Annotated in this window: 16 protein-coding genes and 1 pseudogene; 6 read left to right on the forward strand and 11 right to left on the reverse strand. The window is 71.1% G+C overall.

The window, feature by feature from the left end:
• Positions 1-157 precede the first annotated feature (157 nt).
• On the forward strand, positions 158-556 hold the full coding sequence (locus HNR57_RS40750) for a DUF6336 family protein (protein WP_184567574.1): 399 nt from the start codon (positions 158-160) through the stop codon (positions 554-556).
• 332 nt (positions 557-888) lie between these two features.
• A complete protein-coding gene (locus HNR57_RS37375; protein WP_184567576.1) occupies positions 889-1443 on the forward strand; it encodes a GNAT family N-acetyltransferase in 555 nt (184 codons plus the stop codon).
• 67 nt (positions 1444-1510) lie between these two features.
• On the opposite strand, the gene sbnA is transcribed toward HNR57_RS37375, so the two are convergent.
• On the reverse strand, positions 1511-2482 hold the full coding sequence (gene sbnA, locus HNR57_RS37380) for a 2,3-diaminopropionate biosynthesis protein SbnA (RefSeq protein ID WP_184567578.1): 972 nt from the start codon (positions 2480-2482) through the stop codon (positions 1511-1513).
• A 16-nt stretch (positions 2483-2498) separates the two neighbouring features.
• The gene (locus tag HNR57_RS37385; protein WP_184567580.1) at positions 2499-3539 is read right to left on the reverse strand and encodes an ornithine cyclodeaminase; all 1041 of its coding nucleotides are present in this window, start codon (positions 3537-3539) and stop codon (positions 2499-2501) included.
• Positions 3540-3993: 454 nt separating this feature from the next.
• On the opposite strand from HNR57_RS37385, the gene HNR57_RS37390 reads away from it, so the two are divergent.
• Positions 3994-5031, forward strand: a complete 1038-nt coding sequence (locus HNR57_RS37390) for a helix-turn-helix domain-containing protein (protein ID WP_184567582.1) — start codon at positions 3994-3996, stop codon at positions 5029-5031.
• Here HNR57_RS37390 and HNR57_RS37395 read toward each other — a convergent pair.
• From HNR57_RS37395 to HNR57_RS37425, 7 genes are read right to left on the reverse strand one after another with little or no spacing between them, the layout of a single operon-like run.
• Positions 5005-6114, reverse strand: coding sequence for a hypothetical protein (locus HNR57_RS37395; RefSeq protein WP_184567584.1), 1110 nt, complete (start codon positions 6112-6114; stop codon positions 5005-5007). The genes HNR57_RS37390 and HNR57_RS37395 overlap by 27 nt on opposite strands.
• A gap of 48 nt (positions 6115-6162) precedes the next feature.
• On the reverse strand, positions 6163-7485 hold the full coding sequence (locus tag HNR57_RS37400) for an ATP-grasp domain-containing protein (RefSeq protein WP_184567586.1): 1323 nt from the start codon (positions 7483-7485) through the stop codon (positions 6163-6165).
• 35 nt (positions 7486-7520) lie between these two features.
• Positions 7521-8894, reverse strand: coding sequence for a hypothetical protein (locus HNR57_RS37405; protein WP_184567588.1), 1374 nt, complete (start codon positions 8892-8894; stop codon positions 7521-7523).
• Positions 8881-10104 carry an MFS transporter gene (locus HNR57_RS37410; protein WP_184567590.1) on the reverse strand — a complete coding sequence of 408 codons (1224 nt, stop codon included), beginning with the start codon at positions 10102-10104 and terminating at the stop codon, positions 8881-8883. The genes HNR57_RS37405 and HNR57_RS37410 overlap by 14 nt, the downstream gene beginning before the upstream one ends.
• Positions 10101-10982 carry a thioesterase domain-containing protein gene (locus HNR57_RS37415; protein ID WP_184567592.1) on the reverse strand — a complete coding sequence of 294 codons (882 nt, stop codon included), beginning with the start codon at positions 10980-10982 and terminating at the stop codon, positions 10101-10103. The genes HNR57_RS37410 and HNR57_RS37415 overlap by 4 nt, the downstream gene beginning before the upstream one ends.
• Before the next feature lie 59 nt (positions 10983-11041).
• Positions 11042-14029, reverse strand: a complete 2988-nt coding sequence (locus tag HNR57_RS37420; protein WP_184567594.1) for an AMP-binding protein — start codon at positions 14027-14029, stop codon at positions 11042-11044.
• Positions 14026-15054 carry a TauD/TfdA family dioxygenase gene (locus tag HNR57_RS37425; protein ID WP_184567596.1) on the reverse strand — a complete coding sequence of 343 codons (1029 nt, stop codon included), beginning with the start codon at positions 15052-15054 and terminating at the stop codon, positions 14026-14028. Before HNR57_RS37425 ends, HNR57_RS37420 begins: the two co-directional genes overlap by 4 nt.
• Before the next feature lie 366 nt (positions 15055-15420).
• Here HNR57_RS37425 and lat point away from each other — a divergent pair, with 366 nt between their 5' ends.
• From lat to HNR57_RS37440, 3 genes and pseudogenes are all read left to right on the forward strand, one after another.
• Positions 15421-16800: an L-lysine 6-transaminase gene (lat, locus tag HNR57_RS37430; RefSeq protein WP_184567598.1), complete on the forward strand. Its 1380-nt coding sequence runs from the start codon at positions 15421-15423 to the stop codon at positions 16798-16800.
• Positions 16797-18383 (forward strand): aldehyde dehydrogenase family protein, encoded by a 1587-nt coding sequence (locus HNR57_RS37435; protein WP_313675805.1) that lies wholly within the window; start codon positions 16797-16799, stop codon positions 18381-18383. The genes lat and HNR57_RS37435 overlap by 4 nt, the downstream gene beginning before the upstream one ends.
• Positions 18384-18503: 120 nt before the next feature.
• Positions 18504-19208 (forward strand): annotated as a pseudogene (locus HNR57_RS37440) (integrase core domain-containing protein).
• A gap of 45 nt (positions 19209-19253) precedes the next feature.
• Here the strand turns inward: HNR57_RS37440 and HNR57_RS37445 are convergent.
• On the reverse strand, positions 19254-19571 hold the full coding sequence (locus tag HNR57_RS37445) for a hypothetical protein (RefSeq protein ID WP_184567600.1): 318 nt from the start codon (positions 19569-19571) through the stop codon (positions 19254-19256).
• A 109-nt stretch (positions 19572-19680) separates the two neighbouring features.
• Positions 19681-20655, reverse strand: a complete 975-nt coding sequence (locus HNR57_RS37450) for a helix-turn-helix domain-containing protein (RefSeq protein ID WP_184567602.1) — start codon at positions 20653-20655, stop codon at positions 19681-19683.
• Positions 20656-20720 lie beyond the last annotated feature (65 nt).

Genomic DNA, 20720 nt, shown 5'->3' on the forward strand with positions numbered 1-20720 from the left:
CTTCGCCAGTAGGTCCGCGAGACGAGCGAGGCGATCGTCGGCGCGGTCACCAGCTCCCTGGCAGCTCCCCGCACGTTGCTGCTCGGCAGGTACGACGACCAAGGCCGCCTTCAGTACATCGGCTAGCACCACGACCCTCGCCCGGGCGGCAGGTGCTGTGGTCGCCGGCCTGCTCGCTCGAGGGCGGCGCGGGCATCCGTGGACGGGATGGTCGTTCGCTGCCGGGTGGGGCAGCCAGGAAGAACTGATCGTCACGCTGGTGGAACCCGAGCTGGTGGTGGAGGTCGGCGTCGACGTCGCCCGCGACGCCTCCGGCAGGTGGCGTCATCCCGCGCGCTGCTTCCTTGTGACCGGTGCTGGCTTCTGGTGGGCCAGTGCGGGAGACATCCGACGTGTGCGGGACTGGCGCACCCTCACGGGACAGGCCGCCTCAGTCACCGTCGTGGGTCCGGTGTTCCTGCGCTCCGGGCTGTTTCTTCTTGTCCTCGGAGCTGCCGCTCTCGGCCTGTATCAGCTCGTAGACGCTGCGCCTTACGGCAGCTGGTTGTACAGCTAGAACTTGCCCTCAACCGGCAAGCGGTCACATGAACACTGCAAGCCAGAACACTGCCAGCGGCTCGGCGGGAGTGATCACGGCGCGTCGTCCTTCTTGTTCGTGACCGCGTCCAGTTAGGGCCAGCCTGTGTCCTTGTCGAGGCGGCCAACGACCGACTTCCCTCCCCCCTTTACCCCAGACAGCGGATCAGATCAGGCGTGCCAACCAGGACCGGGAGGCCTTCAGGCTCGTGGAGCACATCGTCGGCACGGGATCGTGGCCAGCGGACGCGAGCTGGGTGGTCGACCGCTGACAGCTGCAGCTTTCCGTCTTGCTGGGGCAAGATAGGGGTCATGGATCTCCCCTCCGACGTGCCGCGCATGCCTGCGGGTGACGCGCTGATGTTGCGGCCCTGGCGGCTCGACGACCTCCATCTGGTACGGGAGGCTGCGGATGACGCATACATTCCGCTGATCACCACCGTCCCCGCCCCGTACTCACACGACGAGGGAGTGTCGTTCGTCGAGCGCCAGTGGGAACGGACCGCGAGCGGAAGCGGGTATCCGTTCGTGATAGCCCGGGCCGAGGACGATCGGCCGCTTGGCACGGTCGGGCTGTGGGTGAGCGAGGCCCCGCAGGGGCGGGCCACCTTGGGCTATTGGGTGGTGAAGTCCGCGCGGGGTCTGGGGGCGGCCTCGGCGGCCCTGCAAGCGGTCAGCACATGGGCCTTCGACGGCCTGCGGGTCCCACGGCTCCAGCTCTTCATCGAACCGTGGAACACCGCATCCTGCCGTACGGCCGAGCGCGCCGGATACCTCCGGGAGGGGCTGCTGCGAAGCTGGCAGCAGGTGGGGGAAGAGCGCCGCGACATGTACGTCTACGCGATGGTCGGAACCGAGAACCGCTGAAGCGGAACCCGCCTCCCCCGCCTCGAGCGGCCCTCCCGAGGCAGGGCGAGAGCACGGGTCCGTCCGGTCACCGAACGTCGACCGGCTCCCTCAGATCCGCGGGCCGTGCGTCGGCGGTACCGGCGTAGACAAGGTCCATGTAGCGCTCCCCGCGGTCGGCGAAGAGGGTGAGGACCCGGGCCCCGGCCGGCAGCGACGGAGCCACGCTCCGCAGGGCGCTCACCACGGCTCCCGATGACGCACCGGCGAGGATGCCCTCGCTCCGCAGGAGCGTGTGGCACCCCGCGACCGCCTCCTCGTCGCGTACGTAAACGACGTCGTCATGCTCGAGCGTGGCCGCCAGCTCCGGGACACGGCTCGATCCGTGCCCGGGCAGTCTTCGGGGTGCAGACGGTCCGCCGAAGATGACCGAGCCGAACGCGTCGACCGCCACAACCCGTAGCGCCGGCCACCGTCCACGCAGACGACGCGCGATGCCCTGGAGCGTGGCTGTGGTGCTCACCGCGGCCACCAGCACGTCGAGGCCGTCGGGAACCTGGGTCAGGATTTCCGCCGCGGTCTGCTCGTAGTGGGCCTGCCAGCACAAGTCGTTGGCGTACTGGTTGACCCATACGACCGCGGGATCCCGGGCCACCAGTTCCCGCACCCGGGCAAGCCTGGTCTCCAGGTAGCCGCCACCCGCGTCCCGCTCCCACACCATGTCGAGGTCCGCCCCGAGGCTGTCCAGGATGGCGAGGTTCGTCGCAGAGGTGTTCGGGTCGAGGACGCAGGTGACTCGGAGCCCGTACAGCGGGGCCAGGGCGGCCAGGGCGATGCCGAAGTTGCCGGACGAGCTCTCCACCAGCCGGGTGCCGGGGCACACCGTTCCGTCGGCGAGCCAGCTCTCGATGACGTGACGAGCGGCCCGGTCCTTCATGCTGCCCAAGGGGTTGAGGTACTCCAGCTTGGCCAGGACCTCGAACGGCTCGTCGCGGAACAGGCGTGTCAGCCGGACGACCGGAGTGTTGCCGACGGCTCCGGCTATGTTGTCGTGGATCATGCCGCCTCCATCGCGTTCATCGGGGCAACCGGGAGCCGATGCCCAGCTCGGTCGCCGCGGTGAACACCCGGTGCGCGAGTGCGACGTCCTGGACCGACATGCCGAACGGATTGACGACCGTCACGCCGTCTCCATCGGCCAGCGGCGTCTCCTTAAGCAGGAGTTCGCCCAGTGTCCCGTCGACCCGCTTCGCAGGCCGGCCGGGCTCCGGCTCGTCCTGGCCATACAGCAGGCCCTCTCGGTACATCCGGCCGAGGAGACGGCGCGGATCGCTACGGACCAGCTGCCAGTCGTCGACCACGACCTGGGCGGCGCCGAGCACGACCTCCGCAAGCAGGTCGTCCAACGAGACGTGCACGACGGTGGCCGTGGGCAGCAGCCACTCCGCGCGGATGTAACCCTTGGTCACGGTTGTGAGCGGCACCACGACGTCCGACCCGCGGACGGCCTCCTGCGCGGTCGCCGCCACCGTTAGCCGGACGCCGACGGCCTCCGCGGCCGCCTGGTGCTTCTCGGCGAACGCCGCGGCGGCGGCGGGCCGCTGGTCGTAGAGGGCCAGCTCCGTGAGGTCTCCCAGCCGGGGCAATAGCAGCCCGAGGTGGGCGTCTGCCTGAGCGCCGCACCCCAGGAATGCCAGTCGGAGTACGGGGCGGGTCCGCAGCCCGACGGCGACGGCCGACACCGCTGCCGTGCGAGTGGCACTGATCAGGGCCGCGTCCATCATCGCGTAGGGGTGGGCGGTCTCGGGGTCGAAGAGGAAGGTCAGACCATCCGCCCGCGGGATGCCTCGCGCGGTGTTGCCAAGCGAGGCGTTGATGATTTTCGTGCCGACCACGGGCTCCTGCCCTCCGACCAGGCCGGGCATGTTGAGGCTGCGGGCGCTGTGCCCGTCTGCAGTGGTCCAGCCGAGGTAGCCCTCGTCCGGCACGACAGTCTCCCCGCGCGCGTGCGCCCGCAGGACGTCCGCGGCGACGGCGACCGGGTCGATGTGGCTCAGCGCCTGCGCGACATCGGCCCTGGTCAGATAGAAGAGGTCTGACATTGGCTGGCGTGACATGACAGATTCCTTGGGTTGTGGAGTGTGGGGCAGAGGCGACTGCCGCGACGCCCCGTGGACGGCGGGACCGTCAGGCGGAGGGGGCTCCCCAGCCCGTGTCCGGCTCGCTCTGGGGCGACACGCCCCAGCCTGTGTCGTCCGACGCGGGACCAGCGGCCGATATCGCCGTGTTCTGAGGGGCGACAGGGGACGGTGAGAGGCCCGGCAGGGCGGTTAATGCGATTCCGGCGGCGGAGACGAGCCCGGCGAGTCGCAGGGCGATCGAGCGGCTCGAGTGACAGGTGATCATGCTCATATCGACGCATCCCTTGCATGAGGCAACGCCCCGTCGATCGGGGCGGATCATGAAGACGAGCCTGTCCGGACTCATACACTCGGGTATAGAGCGTTGATCACACACCAACGTGCAACGCAGCAAAGTGAGCACCTAACAAAGCGCTTGAACATGGACACAATGGAAAATGGGTTCGACGATCTCGACCCTGAGGACCTTGCTGTGTACGACCTGGCCATCAAGAAGGGGGGACTGCCGCTGGCTAACGACTCGCGCCCGGGCGGGATGACTCCGCAGGATGTCGAGCGCAGCGTGGCCAGACTCATGGCGGTACGGCTGCTCAGACGGTCAACGACCAGGCCGGAAGCCCTCGTTCCGGTGGCGCCGCAGACGGCCGCCGCCGAACTCACCAGCGCGCTCGCCAGCGAGGTGCTCGAACGGCAGCGTGCCATCGTGCGCATAGCCGAGGGCAAGGAAGCCCTCGTCGCCCGCTACACAGAGGGCATGGCCGCTGCCACCGGCGGCGTCCACCTCCTCAAGGACCTGCACAAGATCCGATTACTTCTCGAGGAGACGGCAGAACGCTGCCGCTTCGAGGTGCTCACGGCACAGCCCGGCGGGGTCAGGAACCCAGAGGTCCTGGCGGATGCCCTGCCTCGCGACCGCCGGATGCTGGAGCGGGGTGTCGCCATGCGCACGCTGTACCAGCGGACCACCCGCTACAACCAGCCCGCCCGCGCGTACGTGGAAGAGGTCACCGCGCTCGGGGCGGAGGTACGCACGTCCACCGAGCTCTTCAACCGACTCATCATCTTCGACCGGGAAACCGCCTTCATTCCGGACCACACCGACCCCGCGGCGGCGGTCGTGGTCCGCGAGCCGTCCATCGTCGCGTTCCTCCTGGACGTGTTCGAGCGCAGCTGGCAGGCGGCCGATGCATTCGACACCGGCAGCAACGACCGTGAGTCCAGTCGCAGCATCTCCGGCGACGTCAAGCGGAGCATCCTCAAACTGCTCGCCGAGGGCCTCAAGGACGAGGTCATCGCCCGGCGGCTCGGCATGTCCGTCCGCACCTGCCGCAAGCACATCGCCGCCATCATGCTCCAGCTCGGAGCCACCAGCCGTTTCCAGGGCGGCTACGTCACCCACCGGCTCGGCCTGCTCGACAACCCCGACCAGAACGACGCCCCGTCAGGGATCGAGGCTCAAGACGGCTGACAGGCCTCCGTCGGCACCGACCCCCGTTGCCGACGGAGGGCCGAGCAGCCTCACCAGCGCGCCCGCGTACTCCGTGCCGCAGTAGTGCGCCTCCAGCCGCGTCCCCAGGCTCTCCAGGCGCCATGAGCCATCGGGCCACCCCACCGGAACCGCCGCTCGTCCCGGCGGCACGAGGCGCTGGGCCACCATCCACGTGCGCCTGCCGACCGCTTCGTCCAGCGCCCGGTGCCACGCGTCGCCGCCGGTGGCCCACCCCAGCACGGTGCCGGGCGGGTCGCCGGGGCGTACGCTCCTGAGCACGTAACGGGCCCGAGCGGCCACGAGGTGCCGCAGCAGCGGCGTCCGTACTCCGTCGACCACGACGTCACGGTCCTCGACCGGGTACGTCGCCGGGACGTGGCGTTCGATCAGTCCCGCGTGGCGCGGCCCGAGCTCGCCACGCGCCTCGTAAAGCCAGGCAAGCAGCAGCCGGTTGGCGTACCAACGGTCTTCCGGGGTGGAGGGCCGTCCGGTCCGCCGTGCGCGGGTCATCACCTCCAAGGCACCGGCGGGGGTTCCAGCCGCACGCGTGCGGCTGCGGACTTCCCGGGGGTCTGAAGGCCCGAGCGAGGCGCCCGCTACCCGCAGCGCCTGCGCGACGAGGCAGGTCGCGTGAGCGGTGGCGACCGTGTGCACAGCGGCCAGACCGGGCTGCGGAGACCGTCGTTCGAAGTCGGTGAACCACCACACGCCCTCACGGGGATGGACAGTGGCACACCAGGTGCCGTCGTCCGCCGGGGCGAGGCGCGGCGCCTCGCCGGCCGACGGCTCCTCCCCCAGCAGCTCGCCCAGCCGCCGTGGATCGCCACCGGCACGCCGGTGCGCGACGGCCGTCAGGAGACCGATGAGTGTGCCGCCTACCTCCGCCTGCTGTCGCAGATGCCACCGTCGCATCAGGACAGGTCTGAGCGGTATGCCGGGGTCCGGTCCGTCCGGGGAGAGTACAGGTTCCACCGCGGCCAGCCGGGACACGAGGTCGTCCCGTTGGCCCTGCCGCAGCCGCCGGAACGCGTCCAGCCATGCGAGTGCGGGTGCCGGTTGCATGTCGATTCCTTGTCGGGTCTGTGCTCACGTCGTCGTGGCCGCGCCGCGTCATACACCGAGGTTGAAGGAGGCGCCTCGGGCGAAGTTCACCACGGACGGGACCTCTGAGGGCGCGTGCCGGACCATGTATCCGGAGGGGGCGCCGTCCACCACATAGGGGCCGAGGACGTACGAGACGGGATGCCTGACCAGCCGGTCGGCGGCCGCGTCGTGGAAGGCCACGGTCAGAAGGTCGGGCCTCACGAGTTCCTGGACGATGTGGGTCCCTTCTGCCAGGGCGGACTCGATCCGGGCGCGCCACTCCGCCGGGTCGGCGGACCGGCCGAGCACCACGTCCCTGCCTCCGAAGGCCCCGACGGGCTTCAGTACCAGGTCCTCCCGGCGGCGGATCGCCAGCTCGGGGAGGCTTTCCTCTCGTCCGTGGTACACGACGGTCCCCTTGTCGAGCGACCGTGTCCACGGCACGCACTCCTCGACCAGGGCGGCCTCGGCGGCGGAGAGCTCGAACCGGCCGGCAGACAGCCAGGCCAGTACGAGCTTGCTCGACAAAAGCATGCCGGCGTCGGGGGCGATGATCACCGACTGCCGGTGGAGCCGCCGCATCCCGTCCAGCGGGATACCCATCCGCTGCCACTCGGCCGCGATGAAGTGGTTGACCACGACCGGCCAGTCGTCCCCGGCGGCGTCAAGTTCCTCCGGCTCGAAAAACTCCGACGTGAAGCCGTGGTCGCGCAGGTAGCGGGCCTCGGTCTCGAAGTAGCGCGAGTCGCCGACGTTCTCCTCCCGCAAGGTGCCGACTACGGCGACCTTCGGAGGCAGCCCGCGCTCCTCGCACAGGCGGCGGAAGAGAGCCGCCCTGCCCGCGTACGGCTGATGCGCGCCCGGGCGTGCGAGCCGCTCCGCAGCCGTCCGGTACAGCGCGCCGTACGCGGAGGTGAGGTGACGGGCCACCACCGGGCCGATGTCGGCGGTTCCGAAGTTGCACTCCATGAACCGCGGTCGGCCGTTCTCGATGATCACGTCGGGCCGGGCCAGCAGGCCTGCGCGGGACCGCTCGGCCGCTGTTCCCCCGGCGCCGAGCAACGGCACCTGGGCCGGGGTCAGGCCGACCAGGTCTCGCAGGACGGCCGGATCCTCGGCCAAGGACCAGCAGACCCGCTCGATCAGCCGCACCAGGCGTACGGCGGCGTCCTCCATCTTGCGGCGCACGCCTTCGGCCAGGGCGACGGGCTGCACGGGGGTGAGGAGCTCGTCCGGGGTGAAGGGCAGGCCGCGCAGCGCGTGTCGGATCCGCCCGGCGACCTCCGCGCTGCCGTCCCGGACGAGCGCGAGGTCGTCGGGATGGGCGAGCTCGTCCCAGGTATCCAGCACGGTGTTCTCCTCGGGGTGTGGGGAGCCAGCGCGGTTCACGGCGTCATCCAGCAGGTGTTCATGACGCCGCCGCCGATCGCGTTGACCATCGTGGTGTCGGCCCGGTCGGTGTGGCGAGCCAGGATGCCGCCCAGCTGGCCGCCCATCAGCATCGGACCGAACACGGAAGCCACCCGGGCCACTTCGAGGGACTGGTCCGCGGCGCGGAGGGCGGGTACGGGGAGCGGGTCGGGACGCATGAACTCCTGCACGATGTACGAGCCGTCCCGCAGGCCCCGTTCGACCGCCTCGGCCCAGGCATCGGGCTCGGTGTCCGCGCCCGCCGACATGCCTTCGCCGCCGTGCTGGTCGGAGGGCTTGATGACGAACCGCTCCCGCTCGCCGAGCAGCAGGTCGACCAGTCCGTATGAGCCGCCCCGCCAGGTGACCTTGTCGTCGACGAGGAGACGGGTCCAGGGCAGGTGGCGGTCGAGGAAGTCCCGGTCGGCGGACGGCATCTCCTCCGCCGCCTCCGACACCCAGACGAGCAGCTTCTTGCTGGAGTAGACGTCGGCGACCTCGGGCGAGAGGGTGATGGCGGTGCCGGCGAGCATGGCGTCGCGCGGCGCGGACATGTCGAGGTCGGCCCTGGGGGCGTCGGCGGACACGAACATGCGCAGCGCCACGTCGATCCTCCGGCCATGGTGGCGCAGCGAGGTCCGGTCCGCCTCCAGGTCGTTGGGCACGGCGAACTCGGCGTCTACGCCGTGCTGTGCGAAGTCGTCGACGACATCGCCGAAGTACTCGGCCGAGCCGAAGCCGGTACCGCGATCCCAGCCCAGCACCGCAACCCGTGGCCGGTCCACCCCGCGGCCGCGGGCCACGGCCCGGACCACTTCGCGGCGTGGGCCCATCACGTCGGGGACAACCAGGCGGGAGGTGTCGGCGCAGGGGTCGACCGGCCCGTAGATCTCACGGAAGTAGCGGTCGATCCTGGTGACCTGCTCAGGCCCCGCGACCGCGCTCATGATGTTGCACTCCACCACGCGGACGACGCCCCCGCTCACCACGATGTCGGGTCGCGCCATTTCGAACGCGGAGGCGTTCCACTCCGGGTCCTCGGTGAGCATGCAGACGCCGGGGCGGCGGTAGCCGACCAGGTCGGCCAGCTCGAAGACGCCGTTCGCCCGCGTCGCGGCGACCTGCCGGATGATGTCGAGCAGCCGGAGGCCGACCGTGCGCATCTCCTCTGCGAGGGCGGAGGGCAGCAGCACGGGCCGCAGGGGCACGGGCCCTTGCGGGTGGCGGTACATGCTGTCGCCGAGCCGCTCGTCGAGGCCGTGGGCGATCGCGGCCGCCCGGCCGGTGGGCCCCCGGTCGGCCAGCAGCCGCTCGTCCCAGGACCGGGCGAAGCGGTCATACACGATCATGGATGTCCTCCTGAGGGGTAGCGCGGGTGAGAGCACCGGCATGCCTGTGCGCACCGGGTGCGAGGAGCAGGGCCGCGGCGGAGATCGCCACGCAGAGCATCAGCGCCCCCCGCAGCCCCAGCAGCGTGCCCACCACTCCGGAGAGAAGAGGGCCCAGCGGCACCAGGAACCAGGCGAGCGCCCGGTAAGAGGCGTTGATCCGGCCCAGCATCCCGGGCGGCGTGGACCGCTGTCGGTAGGAAACGGTGATGATGTTCCAGGTCACCACGGAGGCGCTGTACACCATCAGGGCGGCCACGTTGGCGACCGGTCGGGCTGTGACGACCGGGACCGCGAGGGCGGCCGTGCCGATCACGACGGCCCCGGTCAGGACGCGCATCGGCGACAGCGTCCGCGGCAGTCGGGGGGTGAGCAAGGTGGCGGCCAGGCCGCCGAGCGAGGCGGCGGCCATGGCCAGCCCGAAACCCGTGCTGGTGAGTCCGATGGGTCCGGGGGTGAGGGCGTACAGGGTGAAGACGGGCATCCAGGCTGCATAGGCCACCGCGCTGCACGCGGTCATGGCGACGAAGCGCGTCAGGAGCGGATCGCGTCGCAGGAAGCGCATCCCCTCGACGATCTCCGACCGGATGTGCCGCCGTGGCCCGGAGGCCGCGGGGGGAACGGCTGGCAGGGCCAGCATTACGAGCGCGGCGGATCCGTACAGGGCGGCGCTGGTCCCGGTGACGGTCAGCAGACTGAGCGAGGCGATGGCGCCAGCGGCGGAGGGACCGAGGAAGCTGCGCATCACGAGTTCCGTCGCTGTGAGCTTGGCGTTGGCCGCCACGAGCTTGTCCGGCCCGACCATCGACGGGGTGCAACTCTGGGCGGCCACCTCGTAGAAGGCCTCCAGGACGCCGAGCGCGACGGCTGCGACGACCAGCGCGGGAATGCTCGGTCCGGTGACCGCTAGGACGACCAGCAGCGCCCCGAGCACTGCCATGCGGCACCCGCCGGCCCGCAGCAGCACCGTACGGACCGGTGTCCGTTCGACCAGTACGCCGACCACGGGCGCGAGCAGGGTCCAGGGCAGGGCCCGTCCCACGGAGACCAGTGCCACGTCCAGCGGGGAGCGGGAGGCTGCCGCGGCCATTAGCGGCAGCAGCACCGCGGTCAGGCCGTCGGCCAGGGTGGATACGGAGAACGAGGTCAGCAGGACCCGGAACGGTCTCACCGGCCGACGCCTCCGGTCCCCGCCGCGCTCGGTCCTCCCCGCAGCCTGGAAAAGTCGGCCGTCCTGCGTTTCCTCGGACCGTCATCGAGACCGGCGACGATGTCGCGGACGACCGCGGCCAGCACGGGGATGTGCTCCGCCGAGAACAGCGAGTCGTGCGTGCCCGGCGCCCGGTGCCGGGTGACGGGGCGGGCCAGGAGCGTGTCCCAGCCCAGGTCCTCCGGAGCGTCGCCCCAGCCTTCCTCGTCCGCCGCGCGCACCAGGAAGCAGGGCGCGGCGCAGCCAGCGTCGGGCCAAGGTCGCCGCACAGCGTCGAGGTGCCAGCGGAACACGTCGAGGATGGGGCGCAGCTCCACCGCCGAGATGCTCGCGCCGGGCGCGGCCCGGTTGAAGGCGGTAGCGACCTCTGCGAGGGCCAGCTCCTCGTCCGTCCCGACCCGATCCGGCAGTTCCACCCCGAACAGCCCGGCGATCTCGGCGAGTGCGGAGCGCTCCCGGCGCGCGAGCACGTCCGGGGTCGCGCTGTCGAAGAGGACGACCCCGTCGGGCGGGCAGCCCGCGGTCTCGGCCCGACGGCTCATCTCCACGGCGACCGTGCCGCCGAAGGACCAGCCGGCCAGCACGGCGCCGGTCGGTGAGGCGACCTCTTCCAGCGCTGTCAGATAGTCCTGGGCGATGGCCGGGACGGAGCACCGGTCCGGTGGGCCGGGGTCGATCGCCTCGAAGGCGAACACACGCCAGTCGGGGGGCAGGTGGGGCAGCAGTCTGCGGAAGCCGCCCGCTCCGCCGCCCGCGGGGTGAACGAAGACAATCGTCCGGCCCCGCCCGGCCTCCCTCAGGGGTACGAGATTTCCGGTGTCCACGAGCACGGTTGTCATTTCCTCGTCTGTTGACCCCCTAGGCCGGAGCCGGGTCCGGCCCAGGGGGAGGGAGCGGTTCACGCCGGGACCGCGGACCCCGTGCGCATCAGCGCCGCGATCGTCGCCACGGTCGGGCGGCGCACCACCTGCCGGAGCGACAGGTTGTCGTAGCCCTGCGCACGCAGCTGGTTGACCAGGCGGGCGAGCAGCAGCGAGTGTCCGCCGGAGGCGAAGAACTCGTCTTCAGGGCTCGGCCAGCCGCGGCCGACGAGCTGCTTCCAGGCGGTTGCGACCAGCAGCTCCTGCGGGTCGTAGCCGGCGGGGTCCGCCTCCGCACCCGTGCTGGCGAAGGCCAGCAGGCCCTTCCGGTCGACCTTGCCCGAGACGGTGGTGGGGAAGCGGTCGAGCACCGTGACCGACTCGGGGACCATCGGCCTGGGCAGGCACTCGCGGAGCAGCTCCGAGACGGTGTCGGGGTCGGCCTCGCCACGGACGAACAGGCGCAGTCGGGGTTCCTCGGCCCGCCGGTCGACGACGGCCACGGCATCGCGCACGCCCTCGGCGCGCTGCGCCACCCGCTCGATCTCCCGCAAGTCGATGCGCCAGCCGTTCAGCTTGACCTGGCTGTCGCTGCGGCCCGCGAGCCGCAGCGTGCCGGTGGCGTCGAGGTGTCCGATGTCCCCCGTGCGGTAGGCGGCGAAGCAGCGGCCGGCTACCCGGAGCTCGGTGAACGGAGAGGCGCCCTCGTGCCCGGTGAGGTAGCCGGCGGCGAGTCCCGGCCCGATGATTGCCACCTCGCCGCGCACCCCTTCCGGCAGTACCTCGCCTGAGGCGTCGACCACGACGATTCCAGCGCCCGCGATGGGCGTGCCGACGTGGATGTCGCCGCCGGGCTCCAGCCGGCCGGCGGTGGCGGTGGCGGTGGCCTCGGTTGGGCCGTACAGGTTCCAGATCTCGGCCTGCGGGAAACGCTGCCAGACGCGCCGTACGAGCTGCTCGTCGAGCGCCTCACCGCCCAGCAGGAAGCGGCTGACGCGGAGCGGATCGCCGTCTTCCGACGGGGCGGCCGCGTCGAGCAGGGCGGAGAGGTAGCTGGGAACGCAGTTGAGGGTGAGAGGAGCCCCGGCGGCGGCCAGTTCGGCGCGGACAGCAGCGAGGTCGAGGCGGTCGGCGGCCGGCAGCCAGACGCAGCCGCCGCGGTACAGGACGCCAAGCGTCTGCTTGAAGCTGGCGTCGAAGACCGGGCTGGACAGCACGGGCAGCATCGCCCCGTCGGCCAGGAAGGTCCGCGCCATCGCCGACAGGTAGTTGTCCAGGCTCGCGCGGCTCACCTGCACCAGTTTGGGGAGGCCCGTCGAGCCCGAGGTGCGCAGGAGGTAGCCAGTCGCATCGCCGTCCACGGGGACCGGTTCGCCCGGGAGGACCCCCGGGGCGGTGGGCACGTCCTCCATCCGCACGGCCCTGCAGCCGTGCGGGAGGGGCACCTGCGGGGCACCTGCGCCAGTCAGGACCACAGAGGCCTGCGCCCACTCAAGCGCATCCGCCAGCCGGGCAGCCGGTTCCTGCGTCGACAGGGGCAGGAAGGCGGCCCCCCGCCACAGCGCCGCCAGCTGCGCGGCCAGCAGGTCGGGTCCGTGGTCGGCGAGCACGGCGACCACTCCGTGGGCGGGGACGTCGGACAGTGCGCCAGACAGCGCCGCCACACGGGCGCCCAAATCCCTGTAGGTGAGGACCAGCTCGCCGCGCCGGAAGGCGGGCGCGTCCGGACGCTCACCCAGATGGGCCAGGACCGTGTCCGTCAGCGTCGCGGCGGCGGGACCGCTCTTACCGCCGCCGAGGCGTTCGGCGACCGCGGCCGCCTCCGCGAGCGGCAGCAGGCGCAGGGTGCCGAGCGGCGCCGCAGGGCGGTGCGCGAGGTCGTCGAGGACACCCGCCCACAGGGTGAGCAGGGTGTCGAGCAGCCGCCGGCCTCCCTCCCCGGTCGCCGATTCGGCGTGCAATCGCCAAGCGGCGCCATGGGTATGTAGGGACAGGGTGATGTCACCATCGAGCGGGGCGGACCAGGTCTCCAGGTACCAGCCGTCGGGCAGCGCCGGCGCGCCGACCGGGTCGAAGACCAGGACAGGCCGGGCCGTCTCACCGGACAGGGCCGGTCCGCCGAGCATCTCGGACAGTTCGGCCAGGCCGGCCCGGCGCTCGGGCAGGACGGCGGCCGCCGTCCCCTTCAGGTCGACCTCCCAGCCGGTGGCGACTGTCTGGGTCAGCGGACCGATCAGGGTGTCGACGCCCATCACTTCGCGGGCGTCGCAGCGCAGACCGACGGCGTGCAGGCCGAGACCGAGCCGCTGAGCCACCGTGTCAAGCGCCAGATGGGCGATCTCGGCGATGTCGCAGTCGGACCGCTCCGCGAGCGCGCCGAGCAGCGCGGTCTCGTCCGGCCCCAGGATCCGGTCGGCGGCCGTGGCACCCCCGGCGCCCGCGCCGCCCGCGCCGGGGAAGACGTCGGTCAGGCGCGGGGAATCGGTGTCGGCGGCGCGCCGCCGGGCGGACCAGAAGTGCTCCTCCTCGCGGAGTTCGCCCTCGCGCATCATGGCGCTGTGGCCCTGGGCCACCGTAAGGAAGTCCAGGCAGTCCAGGCCGGACTCCGTCCCGGACCCGGATCCGGCGAGCCGGCGGGCGACGTCCGCCAGAAGCAGGGACAGCGACGCCGGGTCCGCGAAGAGCGCGTCGCAGGAGACGGTCAGCAGGGGGCCGTCCCAGGAGTTGGCGACCGAGGCCGTCAGGGTGCCCCTCACCAGCTCCCTCACGCCGTCCGCGGTGACCGTCCACTGCGGTGCGCCGGCACTGTGCTGCCGGGGAACCCGCAGTCCGGGGACACTGACGCGGTCGGCGGTGAGAACCGGTGCGGCGGCCAGGGCCGCGCCAAGTGCCTCGGCCAGCGCGGTGGCCGACGTAGCTGGCACCCGCACGCTCACAGTGAGCCTGCGGTCGCCGGCGTCGAGCGCGGCGCGCTGCAGAGGGCTGAGGTCGAAGGCCTGGGCCGTGGAGGTGTCCGTGATGCTCATGCCTGTGCTCCTCGGATGGTGCTGAGGTAGGACTCGGCGATCTTCAGGAGGATGCGACGCGGTCCGCTGAAGGGTCGGCGGCCGTGGGCGGCCAGCATGTTGTCGACGATGAGGATGTCGCCCTCACGCCAGTCGAACTGGACGGTGTGCTCCTCGACGATGTCGTTGACCACCGTGATGACGTCCGCGTCGATGTCCGACCCGTCACCCCAGAAGACGTTGTTGGGCCACAGCTGTTCGTCCGTGTCGTCCGGCGCGGTCGACAGAGCGTCCCGGATGCCACTGTCCATGCGGGAGATGTGGAAGCCGTGGGCGTAGTTGAACCACACCTCGTCGCCGGTCACGGGGTGCCGGGCGATCGCGGGCCGACGCTCGGACGTGCGCAGCTGGTCGTCGCCTATCCACTCGACGGTACGGCCTTCGGCGCGGCAAAGCTCCTCGACCTCCTCGCGGCTGTCGGTCTCGTACGAGCGCTGCCAGGTGCGGTTGTAGCCGTAGCCGCGGACGTACAGCAGCTCGCGCTCGGCGAACTGCCGCCGTATGTCCTCGGGGATGGCCCGCATCAGGGCGCGGTTGTCGGTGAGCGGCGTCTGCCCACGGTCCTTGGGCTCGATGTCGCACTGGAAGAACAGCAGCATCGGCCAGTCGTGCGAGTAGCAGAACTCGCTGTGCTGCCGGATGTCGAGGTCCTCGGGGTACTCGCTCGCGGTGTACGTGGTCTTGCCAACCCGGCTGCGGATGGCGGCACCACCTGCGTAGTCGACCAGCTGACCGCTGAACGCCTCGACCACGGCGTCGAAGTCGGGCTTCGTCGGCGACCGGAACAGCAGTGCGCCGTGGCGGTACAGGTCGGCCCGGAGTTCCTCGCGGTGCTCCCGGACCCAGGCCGCCAGATCGACATCGGCGTCGGCCTCGAAGGCCAGCGGCAGCTGCTCTTCGTTGTAGGCGGTGCGGCGCACCAGATCCGTGGCGGTCGCTCCGCCGGTTTCCCCGGAATCGAGCCGGGCGAACTTGCCGATGGGCACGGGCTGTTCTCCTTCGCGGATGTCCTTGACGGTTCGTCGCCGCCACCCGGGGGCTGGGCCGGGGTGGTCGGGAGACCGAAGAGGGAGCCGGTTCCGGTGGGATCTCCGTCGCTCGGGCGGCTCCTCGAAGCAGGTCGCTTCGTCTGTGTTCCGACTGTGCCGTGCGGCGGCGCAGGACGTCATCACTTCCCTGTGGCCGCCCTCTGCCAGGGCAGTGGAATGCCATCGGGGACCGGGCCGGGCGGGAGTGCCGCTGGGCTACGGTCGGCAGCGATCGGAGCCATGCCGGGAGTTCCCGCGGCCGGTCGTCGGCAGCCGTCCGACCCCTTCCCGCATCCCGGGCAGCCCACTTCTGGAGGAACGTTCATGCTTGACGCGACACACCTGGTCCCGGCGCCCGGCGTCACAGCGGAGGTCCACCCGGCCGACGTGCATGCCCGACTGGCCGCTCACATGCTGGTGGACGGCTTCCCGATGGTTCTCGACCTGGCGCGCAGTCATGGCAGCTGGCTGGTGGACGCCGTCAGCGGCGAGGCCTACCTCGACATGTACACCTTCTTCGCCTCGAGTCCGCTGGGCATCAACCCGCCCGACGTGGTGGAGGACCCGGAGATGATGAACCGGCTCGCCCGGGTAGGCGCCAACAAGCCGGCCAACTGCGACACCTACACCACGTACCTGGTCGAATTCGTGGAGACCTTCAAGCGCGTCCTCGGCGACCCCGCGCTGCCGCACCTGTTCTTCGTCGAGGGCGGCGCGCTCGCCGTGGAGAACGCGCTCAAGTGCGCGTTCGACTGGAAGAGCCGCCACAACGAGGCCCACGGCCGCTCCCCAGAGCTCGGCCGGCGCGCACTCCACCTGACCCGGGCCTTCCACGGCCGGAGCGGGTACACGATGTCGCTGACCAACACCGACCCCACCAAGACCGACCGATTCCCGGCCTTCGACTGGCCGCGTATCGAAGTGCCCGCCGTACGCTTCCCGCTCTCCGACCATCTGGCCGAGGTTGAGGAGGCCGAGCGGCGCGCCCTGGCCCAGGCCGAGGCCGCCTTCCGCGCCCACCCGCACGACATCGCCTGCTTCATCGCGGAGCCGGTTCAGGGTGAGGGCGGCGACAACCACATGCGGCCGGAATTCCTCCGGGCCATGCAGGAACTCTGCTACCGGCACGACGCCCTCTTCGTCGTCGATGAGGTCCAGACCGGTGTCGGCCTCACCGGTACACCGTGGGCATACCAGCAGCTCGGCATCGAGCCGGACATCGTCGCCTTCTCGAAGAAGACCCAGGTGGGCGGCATCATGGCCGGGCGGCGCGTCGACGAGGTCCCGGACAACGTCTTCCGGGTGAGCGGCCGCATCAGCTCCACCTGGGGCGGCGGTCTCGTCGACATGGTCCGGGCCACCCGACTGCTCAAGGTCATCGAGCGCGACGGGCTGATCACCCGCGCCGCCGAGGCTGGCGACCACTTCGTCGGGGGCCTGCGCCGGGTTGCCGACCGGCATCCCGGAATGATGGACAACGTGCGGGGACGCGGCCTGATGTGCGCTTTCGACATGCCGACCCCGGAGCTCCGCGACGAGGTCGTCCGCCGGATGCGGGAGGAGGAGCGGGTGCTCGTACTGCCCAGCGGAGAGCGGACGGTCCGGGCGAGGCCCTCGCTGAACATCGCGTACGCGGAGCTGGACCTGTCGCTGTCCGCCCTGGACCGCACCCTCGCCCGGATGGCCTCGGAGGGGCAGCTGTGAGCACCCGTCACGTCACTTCCACCGCGGCCACGTCCTCCGTCGCCTCGATTGTCGCCGGCAAGCCGCTGCCGCAGGAGCACACCGCCCAAGGACGCGTCTCGTACAACCCCGCCCGGCTCGACGAGGCCGTGGCGGAAGTGGAACTCGTCGGTGCCGACGGTTTCGCGGCTGCCTGCGCGGCCGCGAAGGCCGGGCAGCAGGCATGGGCCGGCACCCCTGCTCCCGTGCGAGGCCGGACCATCGCGGCCGCCGGACGCCTCGTGGAGGCCAACGCGGAGCGGCTGGCTGCCCTGGTCACCCGCGAGATCGGCAAGCCGTACGCCGAAGCCCTGGGCGAGGTCCGCGAGATCGTGGACACCTGCGACTTCTTCATCGGCGAGGGACGGCGCCTGTACGGGCAGACGGTGCCGAGCGAGATGCCCGACAAACAGCTGCTCACCTTCCGCGAGCCGGTCGGCGTGGTGGCGGTCGTCACCGCCGGCAACTTTCCTGTGGCTGTCCCCGCCTGGTACATCGTGCCCGCCCTGCTGTGCGGCAACGCTGTGGTGTGGAAGCCCGCGGAGTACGCGGCGGCCAGCGCCGCCGCGCTCTATGAGCTGTTGAGCCGGGCAGGGCTGCCCGAGGGCGTGCTGAACATCGTGCATGCGGACGGCGAGCAGACCTTCGCGGGTCTGGAGAAGGCTCTGGCCGCGGGCACCGTCGACAAGATCGGCTTCACCGGCTCCTCCGAGGTCGGTGTCCGCATCGGCGAGCTGGCCGGTCGCCACCTGCAGTCGCCATGCCTCGAGCTGGGCGGCAAGAACCCGCTGGTGGTGACCCCCGACGCCGACCTCGACCTGGCCGTCGAAGGAGCCCTGTTCGCTGGCTTCGGCTCGGCCGGGCAGCGCTGCACCTCACTCGGCACCCTGATCGTGCACGAGTCCGTGGCGGACGACTTCCTCGCGAGGTTCACCGCGGCGGTGGACGCGGCCACGATCGGCGAACCGACCGGACCGGTGCTCTACGGGCCGCTACTCAACCGGCGGTTCGCCGAGCGTTTCGAGGAGTACCTCACCTGGATCCGCCCCCACCACACGGTGCACGGCCATGCCCGGCCCGGTCGCATCACCGCCGCCCATCCACGCGCAGGCTTCGTCGGGGACCCGGATACGGGTCTGTACTACCACCCCGTCGTGGTCTCGGGTGTGCGCCCGGACGACCGGCTGTTCCTCGAGGAGACCTTCGGGCCGCTGGTGGGAGTGACCACCTACCGGGAGTTCGACGAGGCCGTGGAGCTGGCCAACGCTCCGGGCTACGGGCTGTCGGCAGCCGTCTACACGAACGACGCGCACACCGCCTTCACCTTCCGTCGGCGCGTCCGGGCCGGGATGATCAGCGTGAACAACTCGACCTCGGGTGCCGAGGCCCATCTTCCCTTCGGCGGAAACGGGCGCTCTGGCAACGGCTCACGGCAGTCGGGCGTCTGGGTCCTGGACCAGTTCACCCGGTGGCAGTCGATGAACTGGGACTACTCGGGTCGGCTCCAGAAGGCCCAGATGGACACTGCCGAGACGGTCGCCGACCTCGACTACCGGCTGCCCTAACTGTTCTATCTCGGGAGGTTGTGAACGGTGATGCAGGCCTCGGTTGGGGCTGCTTGAACGGGTGAGGGCCTTCCAGGTTCGGTGTGGATTTCGACGTCTACACCGACAAGAAAGGCCCTCGTGCCCCACCGTAATGCACCCCTGACCGAGACCGACGACTGCGGCTGGCCCGTTGCGTGGTCGAGGACGGTTGGCCGCTGCGCCGCGCCGCCGAACGCTTCCAGGTCTCGCCCACGACAGCCCAGCGGTGGGCGGACCGCTACCGCGAGCTCGGCGAGGCCGGGATGGCTGATCGGTCCAGCCGCTCGGCAACATCCCCGACGGCGGCGGCCACAACGTCCTCGGCCGCCAGGCCGGCAGCAAAACCCGCAAGAACGCCGGCTACAGCTACCTCCACACCCTCGTCGACGATCACCCCCGCCTCGCCTCAGCGAGATCCACGCCGACGAGAAGAAAGAGACCGCCGCCGCCTTCTGGACGCGGGCCCAGGAATTCTTCACCACTGCCGGGATCACCGTTGAGCGGGTCCTGACCGACGACGGCTCCTGCTACCGCTCACGCGACTGGCGCGACGCCCTCACCCGGGCCGGGATCACCCACGAGCGAACCCGGCCCTACCGGCCCCAGACCAACGGCAAGGCCGAACGCTTCAACCGCACCCTGCTCGACGAATGGGCCTACGCCCGCCCCTACTGGTCAGAGGCCGAACGCCGCGAAGCGTTCCCCGGCTGGCTCCACACCTACAATCACCACCGCGGACACACCGCGCTCGCAGGCCAACCACCCGCCAGCCGCGTCCCCAACCTCACAGGGCAATACACCTAGCGCACGGCCCTGGTCTCGCGGCCGCCGCGTGCCTGCGTGCGCGAGTCAGCGCGCGCGGCCGGGCAGCCACAGTCCGCTGACGTTGAGCACGTCAGCCTGACACGATTCCAGCCACCACCCGTCGCCCAACTCCCGGGAGGCCAGCAGTGTTTCGCACACCGTGCGGGTGCGGCGCACCGCCTGGGAGAGGCTCGGCGCGACGACGAATGCGATGCCGTCGAACCCGTCGGTGACGGGCTGCAGACTGACGTGTTCCACCCCCGGCACGGAGGCGGTCATGAAGCGGTTGGCGAGGGCGTCGGCGCCCTGAGCCGGTCCGCCGGTTCCTGCCGGACTGCGCAGACGAATGAGGATCGAGTGCATGCCATGAGGGTGACGCCTACTGGCGGCCCGTGTCTCGTTCCGGCAGGGCGGCTTCCTGCCACGGCAGCGAAATGCCAGAGAGGGCGGAGAAGACCACGACAGGAGAAGGTCAGAGCCAGCCGCGGCGGGCGGCCTCGTAGCCGGCTTCGAACCGACAGCGGGCGCCGAGGCGGGCGTAGAGACCGGCCAGCATGCGGCGGGTGGTCCGTACAGAGACGCCGAGTTGGCGCGACATCGCCTCGTCGGTGAGCCCGGACCGGAGGAAGCGTACGAGCTGCAGGTCCTGCGGGTCGGCGCTTCGGTCGTGCGGGGCCTCCTCGTGCACGGGCTCCGCACCGGCCCACACCGCCTCGAAGAGTGCGACGAGGGCGGTGACGATTCCGGGAGCCGTCAGGAGGAGGCCCGCGCGCAGGCCCGGGCCGGGTTCGGCCGGGACGAGGGCGGTGTGACTGTCCCAGACGACCAACCGGGTCGGCAGGGCGGGGGCCAGGCGGACCTCCGCCCCGGCGCGGGCCATCCAGTCGGTGTGGGCGCTGGTCGCCGCGTCGTTCATGGCGCTGGTGGTGAACGCCTCCCGGATCCGCACTCCGCGGGCCAGGCATCCCTCGGCTGCCTCCCGCTCCACAGCCAGCACGTCCGCGCTCTGGGCACCCCCGGGCAGGAACGACAGAACCTCGAGCCGGACCCGTGCGGTCAGCTCCTCCTGGCGGCGCCGGAGTTCGACCTCGTCCTCCAGCAGTTCCACCGAGCCGTGCGGCACGTGAGTGGCCGTCCACCGCGAGGCCAGTCGGGCGGCCTCCTGACGGGTGCGGGCGATCTGTGCGCGCTGTTCGGCCAGTTCGGCCTCCTGTCCGGCCAGCAGGGCCGACAGTCCGATGGCGGGGTTGATCGCGCGCAGCCGCTCCGGGTGACCCTCGGCAGGGCGCAGCAAGGATTTCCGGGCCAGGGTGTCGAGGGCGTCCCGGACCTCGTCCGGGGCCACCGCGAGATGGGCGGCGATGTCCGCGACCGTCCACTCCGGCTGCGAGACCATGACCTCGTAGACCCGGCTCGCACGCGCGTCGAGCCCCAGTACCTCTAACATCACCACGTCCTCCCGACTCTCCGTTCTCCCGGTGCCCTCAGCTTGCAGCGCACGGACCCGGAGCG

It is taken from the genome of Streptomyces paradoxus, from assembly GCF_014202475.1.
Lineage (GTDB): Bacteria > Actinomycetota > Actinomycetes > Streptomycetales > Streptomycetaceae > Streptomyces > Streptomyces paradoxus.